Annotated in this window: 24 protein-coding genes; 9 read left to right on the forward strand and 15 right to left on the reverse strand. The window is 51.7% G+C overall.

Annotated elements, in window-relative coordinates; genetic code table 11:
- Window positions 1–5 precede the first annotated feature (5 nt).
- From J1836_RS18885 to ndk, 6 genes are read right to left on the reverse strand one after another with little or no spacing between them, the layout of a single operon-like run.
- Window positions 6–632 carry a YfgM family protein gene (locus J1836_RS18885; protein ID WP_207252651.1) on the reverse strand — a complete coding sequence of 209 codons (627 nt, stop codon included), beginning with the start codon at window positions 630–632 and terminating at the stop codon, window positions 6–8.
- Between the two features lie 35 nt (window positions 633–667).
- Window positions 668–1,948, reverse strand: coding sequence for a histidine--tRNA ligase (gene hisS, locus J1836_RS18890; protein ID WP_207252653.1), 1,281 nt, complete (start codon window positions 1,946–1,948; stop codon window positions 668–670).
- Window positions 1,949–1,950: 2 nt separating this feature from the next.
- The gene (locus J1836_RS18895) at window positions 1,951–3,126 is read right to left on the reverse strand and encodes a helix-turn-helix domain-containing protein (protein ID WP_207252655.1); all 1,176 of its coding nucleotides are present in this window, start codon (window positions 3,124–3,126) and stop codon (window positions 1,951–1,953) included.
- Window positions 3,127–3,144: 18 nt separating this feature from the next.
- Window positions 3,145–3,879 carry a type IV pilus biogenesis/stability protein PilW gene (gene pilW / locus J1836_RS18900; protein ID WP_207252656.1) on the reverse strand — a complete coding sequence of 245 codons (735 nt, stop codon included), beginning with the start codon at window positions 3,877–3,879 and terminating at the stop codon, window positions 3,145–3,147.
- A 9-nt stretch (window positions 3,880–3,888) separates the two neighbouring features.
- Window positions 3,889–4,992, reverse strand: coding sequence for a dual-specificity RNA methyltransferase RlmN (rlmN, locus tag J1836_RS18905; protein ID WP_207252657.1), 1,104 nt, complete (start codon window positions 4,990–4,992; stop codon window positions 3,889–3,891).
- 19 nt (window positions 4,993–5,011) lie between these two features.
- Window positions 5,012–5,443: a nucleoside-diphosphate kinase gene (ndk, locus tag J1836_RS18910; protein ID WP_207252658.1), complete on the reverse strand. Its 432-nt coding sequence runs from the start codon at window positions 5,441–5,443 to the stop codon at window positions 5,012–5,014.
- Between the two features lie 160 nt (window positions 5,444–5,603).
- Between ndk and J1836_RS18915 the strand changes: the two genes are divergently transcribed.
- The 4 genes from J1836_RS18915 (at window position 5,604) to J1836_RS18930 (ending at window position 10,869) form a co-directional block, all read left to right on the forward strand.
- Window positions 5,604–7,316 (forward strand): hypothetical protein, encoded by a 1,713-nt coding sequence (locus tag J1836_RS18915; RefSeq protein WP_207252659.1) that lies wholly within the window; start codon window positions 5,604–5,606, stop codon window positions 7,314–7,316.
- Between the two features lie 10 nt (window positions 7,317–7,326).
- A complete protein-coding gene (locus J1836_RS18920) occupies window positions 7,327–8,700 on the forward strand; it encodes a leucyl aminopeptidase family protein (protein ID WP_207252660.1) in 1,374 nt (457 codons plus the stop codon).
- Between the two features lie 92 nt (window positions 8,701–8,792).
- A complete protein-coding gene (locus J1836_RS18925) occupies window positions 8,793–9,284 on the forward strand; it encodes a hypothetical protein (RefSeq protein ID WP_207252661.1) in 492 nt (163 codons plus the stop codon).
- 22 nt (window positions 9,285–9,306) lie between these two features.
- Window positions 9,307–10,869: a methyltransferase regulatory domain-containing protein gene (locus J1836_RS18930; RefSeq protein ID WP_207252662.1), complete on the forward strand. Its 1,563-nt coding sequence runs from the start codon at window positions 9,307–9,309 to the stop codon at window positions 10,867–10,869.
- Here the strand turns inward: J1836_RS18930 and J1836_RS18935 are convergent.
- Both J1836_RS18935 and J1836_RS18940 read right to left on the reverse strand, forming a co-directional pair.
- Window positions 10,855–11,610: a hypothetical protein gene (locus tag J1836_RS18935; protein ID WP_207252664.1), complete on the reverse strand. Its 756-nt coding sequence runs from the start codon at window positions 11,608–11,610 to the stop codon at window positions 10,855–10,857. The two genes, J1836_RS18930 and J1836_RS18935, sit on opposite strands and share 15 nt — an antisense overlap.
- 68 nt (window positions 11,611–11,678) lie before the next feature.
- Window positions 11,679–12,455 (reverse strand): ATP-binding cassette domain-containing protein, encoded by a 777-nt coding sequence (locus tag J1836_RS18940; protein ID WP_207252666.1) that lies wholly within the window; start codon window positions 12,453–12,455, stop codon window positions 11,679–11,681.
- 62 nt (window positions 12,456–12,517) lie between these two features.
- Between J1836_RS18940 and J1836_RS18945 the strand changes: the two genes are divergently transcribed.
- Entirely contained in the window at window positions 12,518–13,147 is a 630-nt protein-coding gene (locus J1836_RS18945) for a TRADD-N-associated membrane domain-containing protein (RefSeq protein WP_207252667.1), read from the forward strand.
- On the opposite strand, the gene J1836_RS18950 is transcribed toward J1836_RS18945, so the two are convergent.
- Genes J1836_RS18950 through oppB form a run of 3 tightly spaced genes read right to left on the reverse strand, consistent with a single transcriptional unit; the run spans window position 13,144 to window position 15,684 of the window.
- Complete coding sequence (locus J1836_RS18950) at window positions 13,144–13,893, reverse strand: hypothetical protein (RefSeq protein ID WP_207252668.1); 750 nt, start codon at window positions 13,891–13,893, stop codon at window positions 13,144–13,146. The two genes, J1836_RS18945 and J1836_RS18950, sit on opposite strands and share 4 nt — an antisense overlap.
- 32 nt (window positions 13,894–13,925) lie before the next feature.
- Window positions 13,926–14,771 (reverse strand): ABC transporter permease subunit, encoded by an 846-nt coding sequence (locus J1836_RS18955; RefSeq protein ID WP_207252669.1) that lies wholly within the window; start codon window positions 14,769–14,771, stop codon window positions 13,926–13,928.
- Window positions 14,764–15,684: an oligopeptide ABC transporter permease OppB gene (oppB, locus tag J1836_RS18960; protein ID WP_207252670.1), complete on the reverse strand. Its 921-nt coding sequence runs from the start codon at window positions 15,682–15,684 to the stop codon at window positions 14,764–14,766. The genes J1836_RS18955 and oppB overlap by 8 nt, the downstream gene beginning before the upstream one ends.
- 136 nt (window positions 15,685–15,820) lie before the next feature.
- Here oppB and J1836_RS18965 point away from each other — a divergent pair, with 136 nt between their 5' ends.
- Together J1836_RS18965 and J1836_RS18970 are read left to right on the forward strand one after the other, a co-directional pair.
- Window positions 15,821–16,135 (forward strand): ArsR/SmtB family transcription factor, encoded by a 315-nt coding sequence (locus tag J1836_RS18965; protein WP_207252671.1) that lies wholly within the window; start codon window positions 15,821–15,823, stop codon window positions 16,133–16,135.
- Between the two features lie 128 nt (window positions 16,136–16,263).
- Window positions 16,264–17,157 (forward strand): CPBP family intramembrane glutamic endopeptidase, encoded by an 894-nt coding sequence (locus J1836_RS18970; protein ID WP_207252672.1) that lies wholly within the window; start codon window positions 16,264–16,266, stop codon window positions 17,155–17,157.
- A 33-nt stretch (window positions 17,158–17,190) separates the two neighbouring features.
- Here J1836_RS18970 and J1836_RS18975 read toward each other — a convergent pair whose 3' ends face one another.
- The 3 genes from J1836_RS18975 to J1836_RS18985 all read right to left on the reverse strand — a co-directional run bounded on the left by J1836_RS18975 (window position 17,191) and on the right by J1836_RS18985 (window position 21,716).
- Window positions 17,191–19,230: a PHA/PHB synthase family protein gene (locus J1836_RS18975; RefSeq protein ID WP_207252673.1), complete on the reverse strand. Its 2,040-nt coding sequence runs from the start codon at window positions 19,228–19,230 to the stop codon at window positions 17,191–17,193.
- 116 nt (window positions 19,231–19,346) lie between these two features.
- Window positions 19,347–20,924 carry a peptide ABC transporter substrate-binding protein gene (locus tag J1836_RS18980; RefSeq protein WP_207252675.1) on the reverse strand — a complete coding sequence of 526 codons (1,578 nt, stop codon included), beginning with the start codon at window positions 20,922–20,924 and terminating at the stop codon, window positions 19,347–19,349.
- Window positions 20,925–20,966: 42 nt separating this feature from the next.
- A complete protein-coding gene (locus J1836_RS18985; RefSeq protein WP_207252676.1) occupies window positions 20,967–21,716 on the reverse strand; it encodes a spermidine synthase in 750 nt (249 codons plus the stop codon).
- A gap of 32 nt (window positions 21,717–21,748) precedes the next feature.
- On the opposite strand from J1836_RS18985, the gene J1836_RS18990 reads away from it, so the two are divergent.
- A complete protein-coding gene (locus J1836_RS18990) occupies window positions 21,749–22,393 on the forward strand; it encodes a class II aldolase/adducin family protein (protein ID WP_207252678.1) in 645 nt (214 codons plus the stop codon).
- A 21-nt stretch (window positions 22,394–22,414) separates the two neighbouring features.
- On the forward strand, window positions 22,415–23,497 hold the full coding sequence (gene nagZ, locus J1836_RS18995; RefSeq protein WP_207252679.1) for a beta-N-acetylhexosaminidase: 1,083 nt from the start codon (window positions 22,415–22,417) through the stop codon (window positions 23,495–23,497).
- Window positions 23,498–23,500: 3 nt separating this feature from the next.
- Here the strand turns inward: nagZ and J1836_RS19000 are convergent, their stop codons facing one another.
- A complete protein-coding gene (locus tag J1836_RS19000) occupies window positions 23,501–24,133 on the reverse strand; it encodes an arginine N-succinyltransferase (RefSeq protein WP_207252680.1) in 633 nt (210 codons plus the stop codon).
- Between the last annotated feature and the right edge of the window lie 123 nt (window positions 24,134–24,256).

Consider the following 24,256-nt stretch of genomic DNA (forward strand, 5'->3'; position numbering starts at 1 on the left):
CTTGATTAAGTTCCCGTACCGAGGTTGTCACGCTTCAGCTTGATCACCTCGCTGGCGTTACCCGCCGCGCCGACCATGGCTTTGTCATAAGCGGCGCGTGCTTCGGTAGGTTTATTTTGAGCGACATAAATATCGCCTTGCAATTCGTCAAGCAGCGCTTGATAAGCGGCTGGATAGGTTTGCTTGGTGAGCGTCAGGGCTTCGTCGACTTTTTTCATCGCCAGCAGCACGCGTGCTAAACGAATACTCGCCAAGTGTTTGTAATCGTCTTCCTTGCTGTTGTCGATAACCCAGCGCAAAGCAGTGGCAGCAGGTTCGTATTCACCTTTTTCTGCGTATTGCTGGGCTGCTTTTAGGCTAGCAATCGCTGCATACGGAGTGGATGCGTAGTCGTTTTGCAGCGTCTGGATGTTGATTTTGGCTTGATCCATTGACGTTGCACTGGCTTTATCGACTTTAGCATACAGTGCTGAGGCTTCTGTAGCGGTATTGGCTTGATAATCTTGCCAATATTGCCAGCCAAACAGCCCGCCAATCGCGAGTGCAATCCCCGCCATGACGGAGGTGCCGTTTTCTTTCCACCAATTTTTAAGGTCTTCGACTTTTTCGTCGTCGGTTTTGTAATCAGACATCAGTTTGCCCCTGAGTGAGAGTATTTAAGGTTAATTTATTGTGTTTTTTCAAGCAAAACGGCAAGTTGCTGCGCTACTTGGTTGAGGGAAAGGGTAATCTGCTCACTGCCATCGCGCAAGGGTTTGAGACCGATTTCACCCCGTTCCACTTCGTTTTCGCCCAGAATCAGCGCGAAACGGGCAGTGGATTTGTCGGCGCGTTTCATTTGTGTTTTGAAACTGCCTTCGCCGCCATTGCTGATCAAGCGTAAGTTTGGCAACGCATCCCGCACGGTTTCAGCGAGTGCCAAACCCGCTTGAATGGCGGTTTTGCCAGCCATAATGAGGAACACATCTGGTGCGGTAACAGGAATGGCAATGCCTTGGGTTTCCAGCAATAGAATCAAGCGTTCCATGCCCATGCCGAAGCCGACACCGGGGGTGGGTTTGCCGCCGAGTTGTTCTACCAAGCCATCGTAACGCCCGCCAGCACACACGGTGCTTTGTGCGCCAAGATCATCTGTTACCCACTCGAACACCATGTGAGTGTAATAATCCAGCCCACGTACCAGCCGTTGGTTGACTTCATAAGCAATGCCCATGCTATCCAACAACGAACGCAAGGTCGCAAAATGTTCGCGGGAAACCGCATCCAGATGATCGTGCAAGCTCGGTGCGCCTGCCACGATGTCTTTCAGATCGGGGTTTTTGGTATCCAAAATGCGCAGCGGATTGGTGTGCAAGCGGCGTTTGGAATCGTCATCCAAATGCGCTTCATGCGCCGTGAAATAGTCCACCAGTAATGCACGGTAGGCGTGGCGTGATTCGGGCGTGCCGAGTGTGTTCAGTTCCAAGCGTAGGTTGCGGATACCGAGGGTTTTCCACAAGCGAGCGGTCATGGCGATGAGCTCAGCATCAATATCGGGACCAGCCATACCGAACGCTTCCACACCGATTTGGTGGAATTGACGGTAACGCCCTTTTTGCGGACGTTCGTGGCGGAACATAGGGCCGGTATACCACAGGCGTTGCTGTTGGTTGTGGAAAAGTCCGTGCTGAATACCTGCGCGAATGCAACCGGCTGTGCCTTCCGGGCGCAAGCTCAAGCTGTCGTCGTTACGGTCGGCAAAGGTGTACATTTCCTTTTCGACAATATCGGTGACTTCGCCGACGGCGCGTGAAAACAGGTCAGTTTGCTCGACGATGGGCATCCGAATTTCGCTGTAGCCGTAGCGGTTCAGCAAGGTGCGGGCGGTATTTTCAAGGTATTGCCATGCGGGCGTAGCCTCCGGAAGAATGTCATTCATGCCTCGGATGGATTGGATATTTTTGCTCATGCTTACTCGACTCGGAAACGGGCAACACTGCCTTTGGTGTGAGGGGCTAAATCAAAGGGCTGACCGTTGACGAAAATTTTCACGCCGGGTGCATTGCCGATTTTCACATTCAATGGCGGAGTGGCTTTGAATTCTTTGATATTGCCTGAAGTGTTGAGTGATTCAAACAGGGTTTTTTTATCATCACCTTTGATCTGCATCCATACTTCTTCAGTAAATTCCATTTTAATGCTGATTTCACCCGCCACTAGCGGAGCAGCCGCATCCGCCGCAGCGGTTGCCACCGTCGCGGGTGGAGTGGTGGTGGTAGCGCTTGGTGTCGCCGTTGTTTCTGGTGTTGTCGCAGCAGGTGTCGTGGCTGCTGTTGCAGGTGGTGTTACGCTGTTTGCCACAGGAGCGCTGGTCGGGGTGACAACCGTGGTATCCGCTGTTGGGGTTGCTGCAACGTCAGTGCTAGGTGTTGCAGCGGTTTTGGTTTCCACAGTGGCTTTTTCTGCTTCAGGTGTTGCCACGGTAGGTGCTACGGGCGCAGCAACAGGCGGAGTTACTAACGTTGGTGTTGCCGGTGTCGCTGCCGCCAGTGTTGCGGCTTGCTGTTGTTGGAGTTGTTGCGCGGCTTGATCTTTTTCGCGTTCCATTGCTTCTTTTTGCGCAACGTAAGCATCCATTGCCGACGGTGGACGCGGTACATCGGGCGGGTTGGTTTGTGCCGAGAACGCTGACCAAGTGTGGTTAGCCCAGTCACGTACCCCCGGAATCATGGAAAATAGCCCCAGCAATAACACCAATGCCCCAAAGCCAATGAACTTCAGGGTCGAGCTGGACATCGCTGGCTGTGCCACTTTGTTCAACGGGCGGGCAGGCGCAAAGTGATGTGCAATTTCATCCGGTTTTGCACCGCGCAAGGCTTCATAGACACGAATCAACTCTTTCGCGTCAATATCCGCCAGTTTGGAATAGCCGCGCAGATAGCCGCGCACATACGGTGGCTCTGGCAAATGGGCAAAGTCTTCGGCTTCTAATGCCCGCAAAATATGGGTGGACAGGTGCAATTCTTCCGCTGCCTGTTCGATGTCAAGCCCCGCTTTTTCACGGCATTGCACGAGTTGTGCAGTCAAATCGCCGGGCTGTACCGTTGAAGATGTCCTTTCTTCGACTGAGGTGGCTGTCTCTGTCACATGTCCTCCAATTTTTTATCAATCAATTTGGCTGGCGGCAGGGCTGTCTGGAAATTTTGCCCGTAGCTCGGTCGCACAGGCATCCGCTTTTTCCGTTTCATTTAAACGCGTTTGCACCTGATAACACAGCCATAGGCTGTCCGGCGTTGCTGGTGCATTGTCATTATAGCGGTAAAGGAAGGCTTCTGCTTTGGCAGACTCACCTTTTTCATGGTGGAGTTTGCCCATCTGGTAGAGGGCTTCCGAGAAACGGTTATTTTTTTCCAATGCTTGCCGGAAATAGGTTTCGGCTTGCACAATATTGCCCGCTTTTTTGGTGCAAATACCGGCATTGGTGTAGGCAAATTCGGGCGTTTTATACAGCGGGTCGCGCACCGCTGCCATAAATGCCTTATCCGCGTCGGCGTATTTGCCAGTACGGCACAGGTAAGAGCCGTAATTATTCAGCAAATCCGAATCTTGCGGGGTCAGGCTCATGGCTTCACGGAAGTGCTTGCCCGCTTTAGCATCGTTACCTAAACGCTCTTGCAGCAAAGCGTAATAGTGGTGCGCAGGTGCTGAACTGTCATCTTGCGCGAGGGCTTTTTCCAGATTCATATTGGCTAAATCCAAACGCCCTTTTTGCAAATAGCCGACACCAAGCTGGGTGTAATAACTCCCTGCTTTGTCGCTTTCAGATGAGGATGTCGTGGAGCAGCCCCCTATAATGCTGCTCATTAACAGGAGAAAAAACGTCTGTTTTATTGTTTTCATTGCTATTATCTACCGTTCTATGCGGGCGAAATGAATCTCTCTGCGGCTTTTGTCGTTGACTTGACCGGCCAGTTGGCCACAGGCAGCGTCAATATCGTCGCCGCGTGTTTTTCTGGTGATTACAGTATAACCAGCTTCGGACAGAATATCACGGAAGCGGTGTATCCGGTTGTTACTAGAGCGTTTATAGCGCGTTTCAGGAAACGGGTTGAACGGAATCAGGTTGATTTTCGAGGGAATGCCCTTGAGTATTTTTGCCAGTTGAATGGCATGTTCGTCACGGTCGTTGATGCCATCCAGCATCACGTATTCCCACGTAATGTGATTGCGCTCGGTGGTTTTTTTGTCCAAGAACTGGCGGCACATGGCGAGCAAGTCCTTGATCGGGTATTTGCGGTTCAGCGGAACCAGTTGGTCACGCAATGCGTCATTCGGTGCGTGCAAGGAAACGGCGAGTGAAACATCCAGCGTATCGGCTAATCGATCCAATGCAGGTAATACGCCAGAGGTGCTGAGGGTGACACGGCGTTTGCTCAGACCGTAAGCATTATCATCCATCATCAGGCGCAAGGCATTGATGACGTTATCGAAATTCAGCAAGGGTTCGCCCATGCCCATCATCACCACATTGCTGACGACGCGAGCGCCTTTGGGATCAGCTTGCAAGGTGCGTTTGGCAACCCACAATTGCCCGATGATTTCCGCCGTCGTTAAATTACGGTTGAAACCTTGGCGAGCGGTGGAGCAGAAGGTGCAATCCAGCGCACAACCGACTTGCGAGGAAATGCATAGCGTTCCCCGGTCGTCTTCTGGGATGAATACGGTTTCAATGGCATTGCCATCGTCCAGCCGCAGTAGCCACTTGTGTGTGCCATCAGCGGATTGTTGATCCATCACGATTTCCGGGGCGCGAATCACGGCATTATCCGTTAAAAATTGGCGCAGCGGTTTGCTGATATTGGTCATCTGGTCAACACTGTCGACATTAAGCTGGTGCAGCCATTTGATGATTTGTGTGGCACGAAACGGCTTTTCACCGATGGAGGTGAAATACGCTTTCAGCCCTTCATGGCTAAAATCCAGCAGATTGACTTTCTTAACAGTGTCAGACACAGATGACGTTTACCTTAAATTAACGAGTACGTGGGCACAGACCGTCTGTACCGAAGAAGTAAGCGATTTCAATCGCAGCATTTTCTGCGCTGTCAGAACCGTGAACGGCATTTTCGTCAATGGAATCAGCGAAGTCTGCACGGATTGTACCAGCGTCTGCATTCTTAGGGTTAGTAGCACCCATCAATTCGCGGTTTTTAGTGACAGCGTTTTCGCCTTCCAGTACTTGTACCATAACAGGGCCAGACGTCATGAATGCAACCAAATCACCAAAGAAAGGGCGCTCTTTGTGTACCGCGTAGAAACCTTCAGCGCGTTCTTGGCTCAGGTGAACCATTTTCGCAGCAACGATTTTCAGACCAGCGTTTTCAAAACGGCTGTAGATCTGACCGATCACGTTTTTAGCTACTGCGTCAGGTTTGATAATGGAAATAGTTTGTTCAACTGCCATGCGGAATACTCCAATAAAAGGTTAAGGCTATAATGAGGGCGCAATTGTAATGGGTGTGCATCATGCAGGCAAAGCATATTCATCGCATCCTGCGTAAACCCCGTGCTAGACTCCCTATCTACTGGTAAATCACAAGCAAAAATTGACTAAAGGACTAACTATGCTGGCTAAATTGACCCAATTGGTCGTGATGGGCGGAATTCTGTCGTTAGGTGTTAGCGGCTGCGGTACACCGACAGGCAAGACGGCAACGGATACGGCAGGCAGCGCGTCAACCACGACGTTAGCCGCCAGAGGCGCATTATCAACCAATAACGCCGCCTCACCCATCGGTATGAATACCAATGAAGTAATGGAAAGCGACGCGAGTATGCCGTTTATCGACCTGATGCGTGCGGCAATGCCGTTTGAAGAAGCCAGCCCGTGGTTGACCAAGGGCAATGTCACGTATGATGCAAACGGTTGGCCTAGTAATCTGAATGGCGGTCAAGCCGGTACGCGTTTCCTCTCCAATCTGCCCGCCGCAGTAATTCCCGAAGGCACGTATACCGTGCTCTATGACGGCGAAGGCGAAATTCAGTACATGAACGATGCCACGCTGGTCGAGCGCAAAGCAGGCGTTGATACCATTACCATCGCTGCGGGTAGCGACAATATGCTGAATACCTCGCTGCTGATTACTCGCAGTAACCCGCAAAATTACGTGCGTAATATTCGCATTTTGCCCCCTGGCGGTATTTGCTCCAGCAACCCGTTCCAGCGTGTTGCCTCAGCCGCAGCCTGTGGTGGCAATTACCAATCATTCGTGGAAAACGCGGGCAGCATCGTATTTAACCCCGATTTCATGAACTTCATGAAAGATTTCCGTGCCATCCGTTTCATGAACATGAGCGGTGTGACGCGCAGTACCGAGCGTGCATGGTCAGACCGCAACACCCTCAGTAAAGCCGCGTGGGGTGGTAAAGAAGGTTCACGCGGTGCGCCGTTGGAAATTCAAGTTGAATTGGCGAACCGTTTGAACGCTGATCCGTGGTTCACACTGCCTCATGCTGCCGATGATAATTACGTGCGCGAATTTGCGTCTTACGTGAAGCAGCATTTGAATAGCAACCTCAAGCCGCATATCGAATACAGCAACGAAGCGTGGAACACGATTTTCACTCAAGCCAACTACATGATCGACATGGGTATGAAACTGGGGCTGGATACCAACGCCCAACGTGCTGGCAATCGTTATTACTCGCAACGTTCGGTCGAGATTTTCACTATTTGGGAAGGTGTTTACGGCGGTTCACAGCGTTTGGTGCGTATCCTCGCGGGCTGGACGGTGAATGATAAACTGAGTGAAACCCTTTTGACGCACAAAGATGCCTACAAGCATGTGGATGCCTTGGCGATTGGCCCGTATGTGTTTGGGGGTCATGCGGAATTACGCACGGTGGGCAGCGTTGATCAGGCGTTTGATTTGATCAATAACCCCGTTTACCGTCATTCTCTTGAGAAAGAATTGGGGTATGTACGGATGCAAAAGGCGATTACCGATAAATACGGGATTCGCTTGATTGCGTATGAAGCAGGTCAAGGTTTGGCGGATTTCAAAACCAAAACGGATGAAGAAATGCCGAACCCGATGTTATTTGCGGCGAATCGTGACCCACGGATGCGTGATGTTTACGCCCGTTTGTTGAGCGGTTGGAAGGCTGAAGGCGGTACATTATTCATGCACTACACTGCACCGCGCACGTTTACCAAGCATGGCCCGTGGGGTACGAAGGAATACATTACCCAACCCGCTAGCCAAGCACCGAAGTATCAGGCATTGCTGGACTTCATCGGTAGCACGCCGTGCTGGTGGGATGGTTGCAAGCGTTAAGGGGAACGCCATGTTTACACAAGAAAAACCAGAAAACTCAGTGGGTATTTACCCGCTGATGCCACAGACGTGGGAAGCCGTCAGGGTTTCCCTGCCTGATGCTGAACGGGAATGGGCAAAATTGCACGATTTCAACGCGAAAGCAGGGCAGCTTTGCCTGTTACCGAATGGGCAGGGTGGAATTAGCAAAGTGCTGGCGGGTTACGATGCCGCTGAGGGGGTGCGTTGGGCAGTGGCAGCATTGCCTAACAAATTGCCGCGTGGGCATTACCACCTGTGCAGCGATTGGTCAGATGCCGAGGTGTTGCAAGCCAGTATTGGTTGGGGGTTAGGGTATTACCGCTTTGAGCATTACACCAAGCCGGATAATAAAGCTCGCCCCGTGTTGTATTTGGCAAGCGCCCAGCAAGAACGTGCCAAAGCCTTCGTGCAAGCGGTGGCGTTGGTGCGTGATTTGATCAATCAGCCTGCGAATCACATGATGCCGGAGCAATTGTCCGTTGCGACGGCACATTTGGCGCGTGCTTTTGACGCTGATTTCAGCGAGGTTGTCGGGGATGACTTGCTGGCGCAAAACTACCCCGCAATTCATGCCGTCGGGCGGGCTAGTGCGCATGTGCCGCGCTTACTGACACTGCGTTGGGGAAATCCCGATCACCCAGCGGTGACGTTGGTGGGCAAAGGCGTGTGTTTTGATACGGGCGGGTTGGATATTAAACCCTCACAATTCATGCGTCTGATGAAAAAGGACATGGGCGGCGCGGCGCACGTCTTGGGTTTGGCGCAATTGATTATGCAGTTGCAACTGCCGGTGCAGTTACGCGTACTGATTGCGGCGGTGGATAATGCCATTGGTGGGGATGCGTTCCGTCCCGGTGATATTTTAGCGACACGGGCAGGCAAGTCTGTCGAAGTGGATAACACCGATGCGGAAGGGCGTTTGGTATTGTGCGATGCGCTTGCCGAAGCAGCGACACATAAACCTGATGTGTTGATGGATTTTGCCACGTTAACGGGTGCAGCACGGGTGGCACTGGGGACGGAAATTCCGGTGTTTTTCAGCAATAACAAGGCATTGACGGTGAAACTTCAAGAGGCTTCAGCAAGCTCGGAAGAGTTGATCTGGAATTTGCCGCTGCATCGCGCTTACTTCGAGCAATTAAACAGCCGTTGCGCGGACTTCACCAACAGTGGCGGTAGCTACGGTGGGGCGATCACCGCAGCCTTGTTCCTCAATGAATTCGTGCCGGACACGATTCCTTGGGTGCATTTCGATGTGATGGCATGGAATAACCGTGATCGTGCGGGTCGTCCAACTGGTGGGGAGGCGATGGGATTGTTTGCCGTTTACGACTATTTAGATACCGTTTATCGGAGCAAGTGAGCTTTATGACGCACTCTCGTTCAGTTTCAATTCATTTTTCTTATTGTGGTCTATAATCAAAATATTCGAGTGTTAGAAAGGTTGGAACTGAAATGCAACGATGGTTCGAGGCAAAGCACCCTATTGCCCGTCATTTTGCCCTAGGCATTGCGCTAACAGGGTTGATGCTGACATTGTTGGCAGCCACCCTGTTGGTGTTCCCCTACAAATTGGCAGCCAACCCCGAAGTACAGGGCGAGTTACTGTACGATGTGTTAGGGAATCTAGAATACAGCGCCAATGGTCGCTTCGAGCCAATTGACGATCCGGTGCTACGGCAACGCTTAGCTGACTTGGTGGTGGAAAATCGTTTGAATGGTCGTGGCGGCATGGCGTATATCGTGAATCTTCGGGATGGCGTAACGGTGTGGAGCGCAGCGATGGCAATGTCATTCGGTGTCGATATGCCGAAGGTGCGTGATGGTTATACGATGCAATTCCTCCAAACGGCTACCCACCAATTGGCGGTGCAGAATTTTTGGCTAAAAGATGCGGGTAACGCTCGTCTGGAATTCAGAATGGTCGTGGCGTTGCCAGTGCATTGATTGACACTGGGAATCCACGTTCATGGTCGATTTTTACGACGAACTGACTTACGAAACCAATCCTTTTCCTGAAACCCATCCCAGTAATCTGGCTGCCTTAGGGCGTTTGTTTGGCATCCAAACCACCTCACCGCAACACTGTCGGGTGCTGGAACTCGGTTCTGCCACTGGCGGAAATCTCATTCCGATGGCGTGGCATTTACCGCACAGCGAATTTGTCGGGGTAGAGCTTTCTGCACCACAAGTTAGCATTGGTCAGCAAGTGGTGAGTGCCTTGAACTTGACTAATATCCGGCTCGACGTAGGCGACATCCTTGCGCTGCAAGCGGCGGACATTGGGCAATTTGATTACATCATTGCGCATGGGGTGTATTCGTGGGTGCCGATGGTCGTTCGTGAAAAAATCCTGCAACTGGCGCGACAGTGTTTGACCCCGCATGGGCTGGCTTACATCAGTTACAATTTGTTGCCCGGTTGGCGAATGCGCGGCAGTTTGCGCGATTTATTGCTACACGCGACCCGCGACGTTGCTGGTGCTGAAGCGAAATACCGCACCGCGATAGCAGCGTTGGAACGTTTGCAACACGCCTTGCAAGGTGCAGCAGCAGATAGCCAGCATTACGTGCAAAAAGAAATCACCTATTTGCTTGGTTCGCACCCCAGCTATTTGTTGCACGAATATTTGGCGGGTGAAAACAACGCGTTTCTGTTCAGTGAGTTTTTGGCGGATGCGCAACGGCATGACTTGCAGTATGTGTGTGAAACCGATTTGTATACCTTGTTTGATACCACCTTGAGTACGCCTGCACAAACGGCTTTGGCGGATATTGATGACCCCTTAGAGCATGAACAGTGGATGGATTTTGTGCAGATGCGGGCATTCCGCAAGAGCGTATTGTGCCGTGCGGATGTGCCGTTGGAACGAGCGGTGGATGTGGATGTGTTTACTACGTTTTTTTACAGCGCAAACCTGCGACTCAAGGGCAAAGAAAACCTCAATAACCTCAAGCCAGTGATTTTTTTGACTCCCGATAATACGGAGTTGAATGTGGTACACCCCTTAAGCAAGGCGGCATTGCTGTATTTGCAGGAAGTACACCCGTACACCCCGAATTTTGACGAATTGTATGCCCATGCCGCTGCCCGCGTGGCACAAGCGGGTGGCAAAGCCTTTGCGCAAGCTCGTAGCGAATTCGTGAGCGAGTTATTCAGTCTGTACAGTTATCGCGGTGTTTATGGGCATTTGTCTCCTTGTTTGCAACGTCCAACGGTGTCCGAGCGTCCGCAAGCGAATGCCTTGGCGCGTTTACAAGCCGAGCAAGGTTGGGAAAGTGTTGCCAGTATTCGTCATCAGGCGTTGAGTTTGGACCGTTTTTCCAGCCGCTTGCTGCGTGAATTAGATGGCAGTCGTACCGTGTCGGCGTTGGTGGCGTATTTGTGCGCCGAAGTCAGCGTCGGAAACGTCACGATTCCCAGTGGTAAACAAGCACAAGCGACGGGTAAAGGTTTGGAAGCCGAAATCAGCAAGAACGTTAAGCACTTGCTGACGGTCTTTGCTCGCCACGGTTTGTTAGTGCAGGTTTAACAAGCTATTTAGTAGCCACGGTGACGGCGGTGTTTCTTGCAGCGGGTGGAAAATCCCTTGTTTATCCGCTGGCTTAGCTTTCAGATTACGTGCTTCGCTCCAACTGCGTCCCCAGTCGTTGGTGGCGTATTGATACCAGTGTTTCACTTCGGCATTGCCAGCAGGGACATTGGCAGCGGTAATCAGCGTGCCGCGTCCTTGCGTATCCATATTAAAATCGTGCAAACCGGGGTAGCGGTTGCTCCAATCGGGGCGATCTAATTCGGCGGGAAAATGCACGGTTGCACAACCAAACTCACTGAGCTGATTTTTGCCTTGCAGCACGAGGTAATCATTGCCCAGCCCTTCGCGCCCGCCTGTGGCAAACAATGTGATGCGGTTGAAAGCCGATGTGCTGTATGCGGCTAATACCACGCTGCCATCGGCAATCGGGTACGCCTGCCAGATACCGTCATGCTTGGCGAATAAGATTGCGCCCGATTGCTCAGGATTTTGCCCCAGCAAAATAGGCAGCGGCACACCGTTTAAAGCATAGCCCTGCAAGGTATGACTGTTGGCTAAATGACGCACAAAATCGGGATTCACCCGCGTTGCTTGTCCACATGCCCAGCCCGGTTGCCACAGTGTGGCGAAAGTATTCGCTGGCGCTGGTGTGGGTTTGCCTGCGGCGTAACTGCACGCTGGTAATAAACTGACCATTGCTAGCAGCCCTGCTAACACGGTGTGATGGAATAAGCGCATAGAGTGTTCCCCTGTTGTTATGCCTGATGTTATCGCCCTAGTATCAGACTGTTATGGGTGTGAAATGTTCAGTGCCGTGCTGCTTGTAATAATTCTCGTGTGTACGGGTGTTGTGGTTGCTGGAAAATACGCAGCATTTCCCCCATTTCCACGATATTGCCATGCCGCATCACTGCCACGCGATCACACAAACCACCCGCGAGTGGCAGGTCATGCGTAATCAGCACCACTGCCATGTCGCGTTCAGCGCGAATAACGTTCAATAACGCCATGATTTCCGATTGCACGGTCACGTCTAAGGCAGTGGTCGGCTCATCCGCAATCAAGAGCGCCGGTTCACACAGCAATGCCATTGCAATCATGACGCGTTGGCGCATTCCCCCCGATAATTCGTGCGGGTAACTGTGTAAACGGCGCGGCGCATCGGGAATACGTACCTGTTCTAGCATGGCGATAGTGCGGCTTTGTGCGGTTTGGCTGCTCATGCCTTGATGCACTTCCAGCACTTCGGTGAGTTGTCGCCCGATGGTGAGTAACGGGTTCAATGCCGTCATCGGGTCTTGGAAAATCATCGCCATACGTTTGCCGCGAAACTGGTTGAGTACGTGCGGTGCTTGTTTCAGTAATTCCGTACCCGCGAATTGTACCGAACCGCTGGTGTGGGCATTGCGTGGCAATAAACCCATCACCGCGTGGAATAATTGGCTTTTGCCTGCACCGGATTCGCCCACGACGGCGAGGGTTTCGCCAGCGGCTAGCTGCAAGTCCACACCACGCACGGCTTCTACCTGACCTTCGGGGGTGTGAAAAGCGACGTGCAGGGCTTGGATGGATAATAACGGCATCACGGAATGTTGGTGTCCACTAGGCTATAATCAGATCATCATAACCTGTGGGGCGTAATAACATGAATACTGATGATCGACAAAGTGGCTTGGGTGCATTTTTAAATATGCGTCAAGAAGCGATTTCGGGGGTGACAGAACCGGCGTTAAAACGCTTGACCGAAGCGGCGAGTGGTGACGTGAAGGAAATTGCTGCCTCGCAAATTGAATTGCTGTCGCGCTTCTATGATTTGTCGTTATCGCAGGCGGGGCGCAGTTTTCGTTGGGCATTGATTGCTAGCGTAATCGGCTTATTGTTTTTCCTCGCTGCGATTGGATTTATGGTGAGCCAGCAAGGGGATGTGGCGCTGATCAGCGTGATTGGTGGGGCGATGGTGCAATTCATTGCTGGGGTGAATTTTTTCCTGTACGGCAAAACGCTGTCACAACTCACGTTGTTTCAGGGGCGGTTGGAAGTGACGCAACGCTTTTTGCTGGCGAATAGCTTGTGCGAAAGTCTGGAAGGCAAAGTTAAACATTACACTCGCGCTCGCCTGATTGGGGCATTAGCGGGCGTGACCGGTAGCGACATTACCAAGGATTTGGTGGGTGTCGATTTGGGGCAAATGCCGCCAGTGTTTGAGCAGCCGCAGGAAGTGCCGCAAACGACACTACCGGAAGCGGATCACCAAGCCGAGGTGGCGGGGCGTTAAACCCACCGATACCACTTCTCCATCCCCAGATTCCTAGCCCACGAGTCAATCAAGGCGCGGTCAGTCGTGCCGTCGAAAATCTGCTGCATACATGGCTCAAGCAATAGGGCGGCAGCGGCTTCCATGCCCACCGTGCGGTACGGATCGAACAAACCCTGCATGTCGAATAATTCCGCGACCAGCAGCGCTTGTGCCGCATTCATGACCTGATTGGCTCGCACCAAAGTACGTGGAAACATCTCTGGGGTCAGTTGCAAGCAAGCGATGTGTTCCACGACTTGCTGGGTCAGCGATTTTTGCTGGACAGCGTGCAGTTCTGCGTATTCGCGGTGTAGCTGAATATCAATCAGTAGCCCAACGGGTACAGAGCGTAATTGCGTCAAGACACCGCCGATGACGTGATCGGTGAAGGCTTCGCGTTGTGACAGGGGAATGCTGGGGTGCATCGACAGTAGTTCATTTTTGACGCTGGCAAGGTAAGCCGCATTCGGTTGCAAATTGGTGCGTTCGGTTTCGGGTGTACGGTACTGATGCAGCACGAATGCCGCTTGCCACGCGATCAGGTAGTTGTTTTCATCACCCGGTTGGCGCAGCACAATTTCATGATGGTCACGCCCTTCGCGTCCACCCATGCGCACGCTGGAATCCACGGGGGAATTGGCATCAAACACAATGTCGAAACCACGTCCGGTAAAGGTCGTCGCTTCGTCAAGTAGGCTTTGAGTACTGGCGGGATAAAGTAGCACGGGGCAGTCCTTGTGGGGTAATAGGGTAAATATTATATACTTTTCGGGTCTAACGCATCCCGTAAGCCATCGCCTAAAAAGTTGAGGCAAAATAACGTGACTGCTAAAAATCCGGCGGGGAACAGCAACATCCACGGCGCAGTTTCCATTTGCGCAGCCCCTTCTGCAATCAGCACGCCCCAACTGGTCAGCGGTTCTTGCACACCCAGCCCCAAAAAGCTCAGGAATGACTCAAACAAAATCACCTGAGGCACGGTCAACGTCGCATACACAATCACCGACCCCAGCGTATTCGGCACAATATGACGGCGAATAATCCCGAAATGACGCACCCCGCTGACCTGTGCTGCTTCTACAAAGCTGCGTCCTTTCAACGATAAGGCTTGCCCGCGCACAATCCGCGCCATCGTCAGCCATTCCACCGCACCAATCGCTACGAAGATCAGAAAAATGCTGCGTCCGAAATATACCATCAATAAAATTACGAAAAACATAAAGGGCAGGGCATACAACACATCCACGAAACGCATCATGAAAGCATCAGTGCGCCCACCTAGATACCCAGCGGTTGCGCCATACAAGACGCCGATCAACAAACTCACCGAAGTAGCTGCCAACCCGACCATCAGAGAAATCTGTCCGCCCATCAAAGTGCGCACGAATAAATCGCGCCCATTCGCATCCGTGCCGAACCAGAAACCTTGTGCCGCATCTGGTGGTATGCCCATTGCGTCCCAGTAAATTTCATCGTAAGGATGCGGGCTGAATAATGGCCCTAGTACACACAGCACGGTGATTGCCAGCAATACCAACGCACTGCCAACCGCCATTTTATTGCGTAACAACCGTCGCCACGCTTTGCCCCACAAACTATTCATAGCTAACCCTTGGGTCTAACAGCCCGTAAATCACATCCACCAACAAATTCATCAAAATAATCAACGCGCCGTAAAACACCACCACACCCATGACCAGCGTGTAATCGCGATTCAACGCACCTTGCACAAAATGCCGCCCGATGCCTGGAATTCCAAAAATCTGCTCAATCACCACCGAGCCAGTAATAATTGCCGCCGTTGCAGGCCCTAGCCACGAAATAATGGGCAGCAACGCCGCTTTCAATACATGCCGCCGTAAGATCAACGGCAACGGCAAGCCTTTCGCAAATGCCGTGCGGATATGCGGGCTGGACAGCGTTTCCAGCATACTGGCACGCATCAGCCGTGCTGCATACGCGATTTGTGGCAAGGCCAACGCAATCACGGGTAACACCGCTGATTTCCAACCTGCATCCCAACCCGCCACGGGTAGCCAATGCAAAAACACCCCAAACACCAACGCAAGCAGCGGTGCCATCACAAAATTGGGCACAGTAATCCCCGTCATCGCAATCGCCATGACTGCATGATCCAACGGGCGATTTTGATGTAAGGCTGCCAGCATTCCCGCCGGAATCCCGATCAGCAATGCCAACATCATCGCGAATAGTCCCAATTGCAGGGATACTGGAAAACCTTGCGCAATTAACCCGCTAACGCTGTGATCTTTGTACTTGAACGAGGGGCCAAAATCCCCCTGCACCACGTTGAGCAGATAATAGCCGTACTGTATCGGCAAGGGCTGGTCGAGGTGGTAAGCGCGTTCCATATTGGCAGCGATTTCCGGTGGCATCGGGCGTTCTGTATCAAAAGGGCCTCCGGGGGCAAGCCTGATTAAAAAGAACGCTAGTGTAATGATCACGAGCAAGGTGGGCAGCGCACCCAGCAAGCGTTTGATGACATACTGCAACATACGAAATGTTATTTTTCCTGAATTAAAGGTGACAAACTGCCTGAAAGCTCATACACTTCAGAGTATTATAATATGCTAATTAACTTTATTTGACCCGCTAGTCATACTTCTGGAACTAACCTAGGTAGGGTTAAACATGCACGATCAACATCATAACATCACCGTTAACGGTGTACCGATACAAGAAGCCGACATCGAACTGGCGAGCCGTTCCCTCAAAGCTGCTTCTCATCCATTACGTTTAAAAATCATGTGCTTATTGCAAAGCAATGAAATGACAGTGCATGAGATTGTCGAGCGCGTGGGCACAACTCAAAGTAATATCTCGCAGCATTTAGGCTTGATGCGCGATAAGGGTTTATTGTCCTCTCACCGCGTGGCTAACCGCGTTTATTACCGTCTGGCTGAATCCCGCCTCGCTCTGTTGCAAGTCTGTTCCTCCTTAAGATAAGGTCTCTTTATCGTTTTTCTGTGTCAATTCGTCTTGATGATGATTGTCGATGAATATGTGTGCAATTCAAAATATGCGCTACACTCAGATAAATATGTATGACCCGTTTTACATAATTAAGGAAAATAATGGATACCTCTTATTTAGCACTTGCCGGTCTCGGCAGAAATCACTGGTTGCGTTATGTACTTGGCATGGTACTGATTGTGGTTTTCTGGCAATTGCTAGGCGGAATTCCGTTATTAATGATGGTGTTATTCTTGATTGAAGATGGTGATCCGAACACCAATGTGGATTTAACAACGTTGCAATTCAGTGGGGTCGATAATCTCTGGCCGTATTTGGGTATCAATTTTACGCTGTTGGCGATGTTGTTAGGGGTGTTCTTAGCGGTGCGGTTTGTACACAAGCGAACGTTCACCAGCGTCATAACCACCTTAGCCATGATCAGTTGGAAGCGTATCTTGGAAGGCTTTGCCGTCTTTTTTATGCTGATTGCGGGCGCAACGCTGGTAGAGGCCGCCTTCAAACCGGGGGAATATCAAGTAATGTTTGATCCCAAGCAATTCTTGATCTTTTTGCCGATTGCGTTGTTAGTGACGCCCTTGCAGGCGGCGGCGGAAGAAATCTTGTTCCGAGGTTACTTAATGCAAGGCATGGGCTTGTGGACGCGCTATGCGGCGATTCCAGTGCTAGGGTCTTCGCTGTTGTTTATGGCAGCGCATCTCACTAATCCAGAAATGGGTGAGAATATGTACTTAATGCCGTTGCTGTATTTATTGATGGGACTGTTTTTAGCCTTCATTACTGTGAAAAGCAATTCGCTAGAATTGGCGATTGGCGCTCATGCCGCGAACAATCTTTTTGCGGTGCTGATTATGAATTACGCTAATTCGGCGTTGCCTGCGCCGTCGCTGTTCATGGCTAATAGGATTGATCCGGTGGCGAGCCTGATCAGTTTTGTTTTGGTGGCAGCGGCGTTTTATTGGATCGTGTTTATGTGGCGTAAAGCCCCTCAGTAGGGGCAACCCATGACGGTTGCCCCCTAGCGGGTGCTAGACTTTTTTCGGTTTGGTAGGCTTTTTAGCAGGTGCTTTCTTTGCCTTAGGTGTAGCAGCGACTGGCGTGGCTTCAGCTTCCATGACTAATGGTGTAGCGTCTGGCGTTGCCTCAGTAATCACGGGTGTAGCTTCTGGTGTGGCTTCTACCACGATAGCAGGGGCAAGCGTTTCTGGTGCAGCCACTTCCGGTGCAGCTTCCGGTAGCACGGTGGTTTCCAGCACTGGTGTGGATTCGCCCAGACGGGATTTGACGTAAGTACCCGGTGCATTTTCAATCGCTGCCAGTTTGCCCGCGCCGGGGTGACGTGCATCCACCTGTTCATTGTTAGCCAGCGCACGTACCCAACTATCCCATTCTGGCCACCAAGAACCACTGGTGGCTTGAGTATTCGCTAACCATGCGTCTGGATTTTCCGGCAACTCATTGCTGATGCGGTAGTTGTATTTGTTGGCGGCTGGCGGGTTAATAATGCCCGCAATATGCCCAGAACCACCGAGGATGAAGCGTACATCCCCACCAAACAAGCGTGCGCCGGAGTACGTGGATTTCCATGGCGCAATGTGGTCTTCAATCGTTGAGATGAAGCAAGCAGGTACGTCAATTGTGCCCAAATCCAGTTCCACACCGTCCACGCTTAGCGCTTTAGGCTGGCACAGTTTGTTGTCTTTGTAGAGGTTACGCAAATACCACGAGTGCATTTTGGCAGGCATCCGCGTGGAATCGGAGTTCCAATACAGCAAGTCAAACGGACGTGGGTCATTACCCAGCAGGTAGTTATTGACGTAGAACGACCAGATCAAGTCATTGGCACGCAATAAATTGAATGCGCCTGACATGGTGCTGCCGTCTAAGTAGCCTTGCGCGTTCATTTGCGTTTCGAGTGCGCTGATTTGCGCTTCGTCGATGAACAGACCCAACTCGCCCGGTTCAGCGAAGTCCAGCATGGTGGTGAAGAACGTAGCACTTTTGACGCGCTGATCACCTTTGGCTTTCAAGTACGCAAGGGTGGACGACAGCAAAGTGCCGCCGATGCAATAGCCGATCAGGTTCATCTCAGCTTCGCCTGTTTCGTATTCCACCACATCCATCGCCTTGATGACCGCGTGCAGGTAATCGTCAAAGCCGGTGTCAGCATAGGTTTCATCGGGGTTGACCCATGAAATCACGTTGACGGTGTGACCTTGATCGACCAACCATTTCAGCATGGAGTTTTTCGGTTGCAAGTCGAGGATGTAAAATTTGTTGATCCACGGTGGTACGATCAGTAACGGACGCTTCAGGACTTTTTCAGTACTGGGTGTGTACTGAATCAATTGGAACATATTGTTTTGGAATAGCACTTTGCCCGGTGTTGCTGCGACATTTTCCCCTAGTTTAAATGCGTTGGTATCGGTCATGCGAATGCGTAATTGACCTTTACCCGCTTCCAAATCTTCCAGCATGTTTTTCAGACCGTGTACCAGATTTGCACCTTTGGTCTCGCGAATTTTTTCCAGTACTGCCGGATTGGTCAGAGCGAAATTGGTGGGTGACATCGCATCCAGCCCGCGTTCGGTGAAGAACTTGACGCGTTCAGCGGTGCGTTCATCCAACCCTTCTGCCGAAGCAACCAGTTTGCGTGTCCAATCTGATACTAGCAGGTAGGATTGTTTGATCACGTCGAAAGCCGGTTTGTCGTTCCAGTCTGCATGGCTGAAACGGCGGTCGGATTTGGCAGGTTCGACCAGTTTCTCACTGGGTTGCCCGCTCATGAAACTTTGCATGGCAAGTTGCGTCAGTTCCATTGATTTCTGCCAGAAAGCCAGATTGGTTTCGATGACCTTTTCGGGATTTTTGACAACCGCTTCCATCCAATCGCTGTAAGCCGTTTTCAGGTTGAAGGGGTCAAGATTCATGTGCTCGTTGGATTTGTTGAAACCCGACATGATTTCTTCAACTTGCTTGAAATTTTCCTGCATCTCTTTTGCCACGGAGGCAAAGCCTAGCGCATTGATGCTAGCTTGTGCATCCGCAGCCGTTTTGTTGTCAGACATTAGTGTGTGTCTCCTTGGATAATAATCTTTAGATTTTTTGTGGTGCTGCGCTTTTCTTGAAATAAAGCATTATTTTAGTGGGATTTTACGGGTAATTTCTATTTTGGGAAGTTATTTCACTCTTTCACGCTCAAGTATTGGCTGGGATGAACATCCATCACGTTATTTTCCCAGCCGCTAATTTGGGGGCTAACCAAGTGTTGCGTGGTGTTGTAGTAAATCGGGATGATTGGCGTATCGGCAAGTAGGATGCGTTCGGCTTGTTCCATTGCCTCTTGACGCTTTTTGGCGTCAGTTTGCGTTTCCGCTTCTGCCATTAAACGGTCGAATTCGGGATTTTTGTAACCGGAGGTGTTCATTTCGCCGACATCGGACTTGAACAGGCTGAGGAAGGTGTGTGCGTCGTTATAATCGCCAATCCAACTGGAACGCACCACTTGGAACTGCTTTTGCTTGCGCGAGCTGAGGTAGACTTTCCATTCTTCATTGCGCAGGTTGGTTTTTACGCCTAAGGTTTGTTTCCACATCGCCGCGACCGCAATCGCGAGTTTTTTATTGTTGTCGCTGGTATTGTAGAGCACTTCCAGCTCCAGCGGTTTGTCAGCACCGTAGCCACTTTCGGCGTACAGCGATTGCGCCAGTTTGGTGCGGGCAGCTTTATCCAGCGCCTTTTCTTCCATGTTTTGCTGGGTGTAATGGTCGACGGGTGGAACCCAACCCCACGCAGGAATTTCGCCCGCTTGGGTAATTTTTTCGGTGAGAATGTCGCGATCTAACGCCAGCGAGAGGGCGCGGCGCACTTTGGGATTTCCCTTGAATGCCGGATTTTCCAGATTGAGGGCGTAATAGTACGTGCCAATGTACGGCGTACTGCGGAATTCAGCGGGGAAATCTTGTGCCACCGTTTTAATCTGATCAGACGGTACGTCGTAAGTAATGTCGATTTCCCCAGCACGGTAGCGTTTGAGTTCGCTGTTCTGATCTTCGGTAGGAATGTAATACACGCTGTCGATTTTTACTTCAGCGGCACGCCGGTAATGCGGGTTTTTTACCAACTTGACGTGGGCTTGCGGTGTCCATTCGCTTAGGCAGTACGCGCCGTTACAGCGGATGCTTTCGGGTTTGATCCAATCCTTGCCCGCTTTTTCCAGTGCTTGTTTGGGAACGGGAAACGCCATCGGGTGCATTAACATGCCAAGAAAATAGGAGGTGGGCGCTTTGAGGGTGATTTCCAAGGTTTGCGGGTCAAGGGCTTTTACGCCAATGCTGGTGGGGTCTTTCTGCTCGCCTTTGTTAAAGGCTTCTGCGCCTGCAATTGGCCAGAGGATGAAGGCGTAGTCCGAAGCCGTTTCTGGAGCAAGCGCCCGCTGGTAGGCGTACACAAAATCGTCAGCCGTCAACGCCGTGCCATCTGACCATTGGCTGTCTTTGCGCAAGTGGAAGGTGTAGCGCTTACCGTCGTTGCTGATTTCCCATTTTTCTGCCACACCGGGTTGCAGCTTGCCAAACGCATCTTCTGTGACTAAGCCTTCAAACATATCGCGTTGAATATTCGCCTCAGACACGCCGGAGGATTGGTGAATATCCAGCGTTTCCGGTTCAGTGCCATTGCCGCGCTTCAACACGGTTTCGGCAAGGGCAAACGGGGCGTAGGTTAAACAGAGAGCGAGGAACAAGCGTGGCAGTTTGCGCATGGTTTTTTCCGATTAAGTGGGTAGGAAGCACTATAACACAGGCTATTCGCCTAGTGCCCGCGAGCGCATCAAAGCACGCATGAGCGGAAACCCTAGGGACGCGGTGAGGTGTTCGGCGGTGTCTTTCAAGGCACGGGTTGTTTGAAAGTCAGGCACTTTGCCCGCGAGGATCACCCAGTTTTTGCTGCCCGTCAGCACGGTGCGAATGTCGGTAAAGTGTGCACGTAAAGCATCGCGTAACAACGGGTCTTCGCGGTGTTCTGTCCAGCAATTCAGCACCAGCCAGCCGTCTTCCTTGAGATTGGCAGCACAGCGGGCGACAAAATCGGCACGTAATTGCACTTGATCGACACCATCGCCGTGGTACAGATCGGCGAATACTACGTCAACCTTGCGTAATTCTGCGTTACTCAGAAAGTCGTCGGCATCTTGCTGGATAATTTGCAGGCGTTTGCTGCGCGGCATTTGGAAAAAGCGGTGGGCGATGTCGATGACGGTGGCGCGTAATTCCACGGCGGTGATGTGAATGCCGGGAATGTGGCGATGCAAAGCGGTGACTAAGCTGCCGCCGCCTAAGCCCAGAATCAGCACGCGCTTGGGTTGGCAAAACAGCAATACCAGCAACATCGCTTGGGTGTATTCGTATTGCAAAACGTGCGGGGTAGCTTTCAGGCAACGGCTTTGTTCGTCGTTGGGGGCGAAGGCGAGAATGCGGCATTCGCCATCATCCAGCACGGTGATTGTGCCGAATTCGTCTTCGCTGTGGTGTAAGGTTTGGATGTTTACTTGCATAATCCCGAAAGTATCACAAAACAGGAAAGCGTATGCACCCGCCAGAAGCCGAAGGCGTTATTAAATTTACCTTGTCATACATTGCGAGTGACGCAGGAGTGGATTGCCCCGATTTTGATGCGCTCAATCACAGCCGTAGTTTGTTGTGGCAATGGGGTGTGGTCGGGCAGGATGATCAGCGGTACGGCGGTTTGGGTTACGGCAATGTCAGTGTGCGCACGGTGGAGCGTGAATCAACAGGCGCGTTTGTGATTACGGGGACGCAAACGGGGCATTTGCCAGCCTTGACCGCACAACACTATGCGCAAGTGCTTGCTTACGATGTCCAGCGCCATTGGTTACAGGCGGTTGGGACGCGGAAACCGTCGTCGGAAGCCATGACCCATGCGGCGATTTACCAGTGTCTGCCGACGGCTCACGCCATTATTCACGGGCATCATCCCCAGCTTTGGCAGCAAGCGCAGGCATTGGGATTGACGTGTACGGCGACAGATATTCCCTACGGCACGCCGCAAATGGCGCAGGCGATGCAAACCTTGTTGCGAGATACGCCACCGCCGCGTAATACGATTGTGATGCTGGGGCATGAGGATGGTTTTATAACATGGGGCGAAAATCTTGCCGAAGCGGTTGCACTGGTGCGTCAGTTGTTACAGGATGCGGCGCAGATTCAATAGCCAATAGAAGGAGCAAGCCTGATGTCATTGGGGCCAGTCATGCTGGATGTAGCCGGTACGGAATTGAGTACCGCAGACCGTGAATTGTTGCAACATCCCGCCGTGGGGGGCGTGATCTTGTTTGCGCGTAATTACCAGAATCCGGCGCAATTGGCGGCATTGACAGCGGCGATTCGTGCGGTGCGTGAGCCACATTTGCTGGTGGCGGTGGATCAGGAAGGCGGGCGGGTACAACGGTTTCGGGAAGGTTTCCATCGTTTGCCGCCAGCGGGGTATTACGCGGCGTTGTACCAACACTCACCGGACGTTGCCAAGCACGCGGCGCAACGCATGGGCTGGTTGATGGCATCTGAATTGCAAGCGGTGGGCGTGGATTTTAGCTTTGCGCCTGTGTTGGATATTGATCGCGGGTTAAGTCGGGTGATTGGTGATCGTGCCTTTGGGCAAGACACGCAAACAGTGATGACGTTGACAGGGGCGTGGATGCAGGGTGCACGTTTGGCAGGCATGGTGTCGGTCGGCAAGCATTTTCCCGGTCATGGTGGTGTTACGGCAGATTCGCACGAAGCCTTACCGTGTGATGAGCGTAGCTGGGAAACGTTGTGGGTGGAAGACATTGCCCCATTCGGGCATTTGATTGCACAAGGGCTGGAGGCGGTGATGCCCTCGCACGTCGTGTATCCGTGCGTGGATGATGCGCCCGCAGGGTTTTCACCGCGCTGGTTGCGAGGCATTTTGCGCGGGCAAATGGGCTTTCAGGGTGCAATTTTTAGCGATGCCTTGGATATGGCGGCGGCAGCAGCTGCAGGCGATTTTGTGGGGCGAGCCAAAGTAGCGTTGGCGGCAGGTTGTGATCAATTGTTGATGTGCAATAACCGTGCGGCAGCCGTATCGGTGGTGGAAGCCTTGGCGGATTATCGCGATCCGGCAGCGCAAGCACGCTTGTCGCGCTTGTACAGCCGCCATTTCACGCCGTTGCAACATGCTCAGCAACAGCCGTATTGGGCTGAAGCGGAGGCGGTGTTGGCACAATTTGTGGCGGATACCACGTCTGGCATGACACTGGCGTATGACCCGACCACACGCGGCGGCACGGTGCTGTAGGGGCTATTCCTTGAGCTTAATGAGCAAATGCCCTTCTTCAACGTGGATGTCTTCGACACCAGCAGCGAAGGATTGCCAGAAACCGGCATTGCCACCAAATTCGTTGACCAGATCTACGTTTTTCAAGTTGCCCAGCCATGCGTTGGGCACGGGTACACCCCAAACGCTTACGCCTTTGAGCTTGATAATGGGGTTGTTGTTGGCGTAAGCCAATTCCATGCCCGCATTCACTTTGAGCGTTTTGCCGCCGATAAACGGGAATTCGGAGTCAAGTGGCAGCAGAATTTTGGCACTAGCAAGGTTATCGGCAAGGTCGATGACTGCCGTTTCCGCCATAGTCGTATTTTTTGCCAGCAAGGCATTCAGCTCTTTCTCAGACAACGAAATTTCACGCGGTGCACCGACTTCGGTATACGGTTCGGGGGTTAAATCCGCTACCGAGGGTAAACCGATTTGCTGAAGTTTGCGTTCCAGCACAGCATTTTCCTGTGCATCCAGCGCCACGGGTTTGAAAGGCTTGGGGAATAGAAAATATTGAAGCACCCAAAATGTTACACTGACAGAGATGAATACAGTCAGTAAAACCAGCCCAATAATGTGCAAATACCCAATCTTTTGTTGTGAACTTGTATCCATTTATGCTCCAGCAAGAATAATGTATAGCAAGAGCTATTCCATTGGTAGCATTTAGCATAAAACATCTGGCTGGGTTTGTTGAAATCTGCCAGAGTTTATTATTTAGCGATTAACGGGCAGTAG

The organism is Thiothrix fructosivorans (genome assembly GCF_017349355.1).
Classification (GTDB): domain Bacteria; phylum Pseudomonadota; class Gammaproteobacteria; order Thiotrichales; family Thiotrichaceae; genus Thiothrix; species Thiothrix fructosivorans.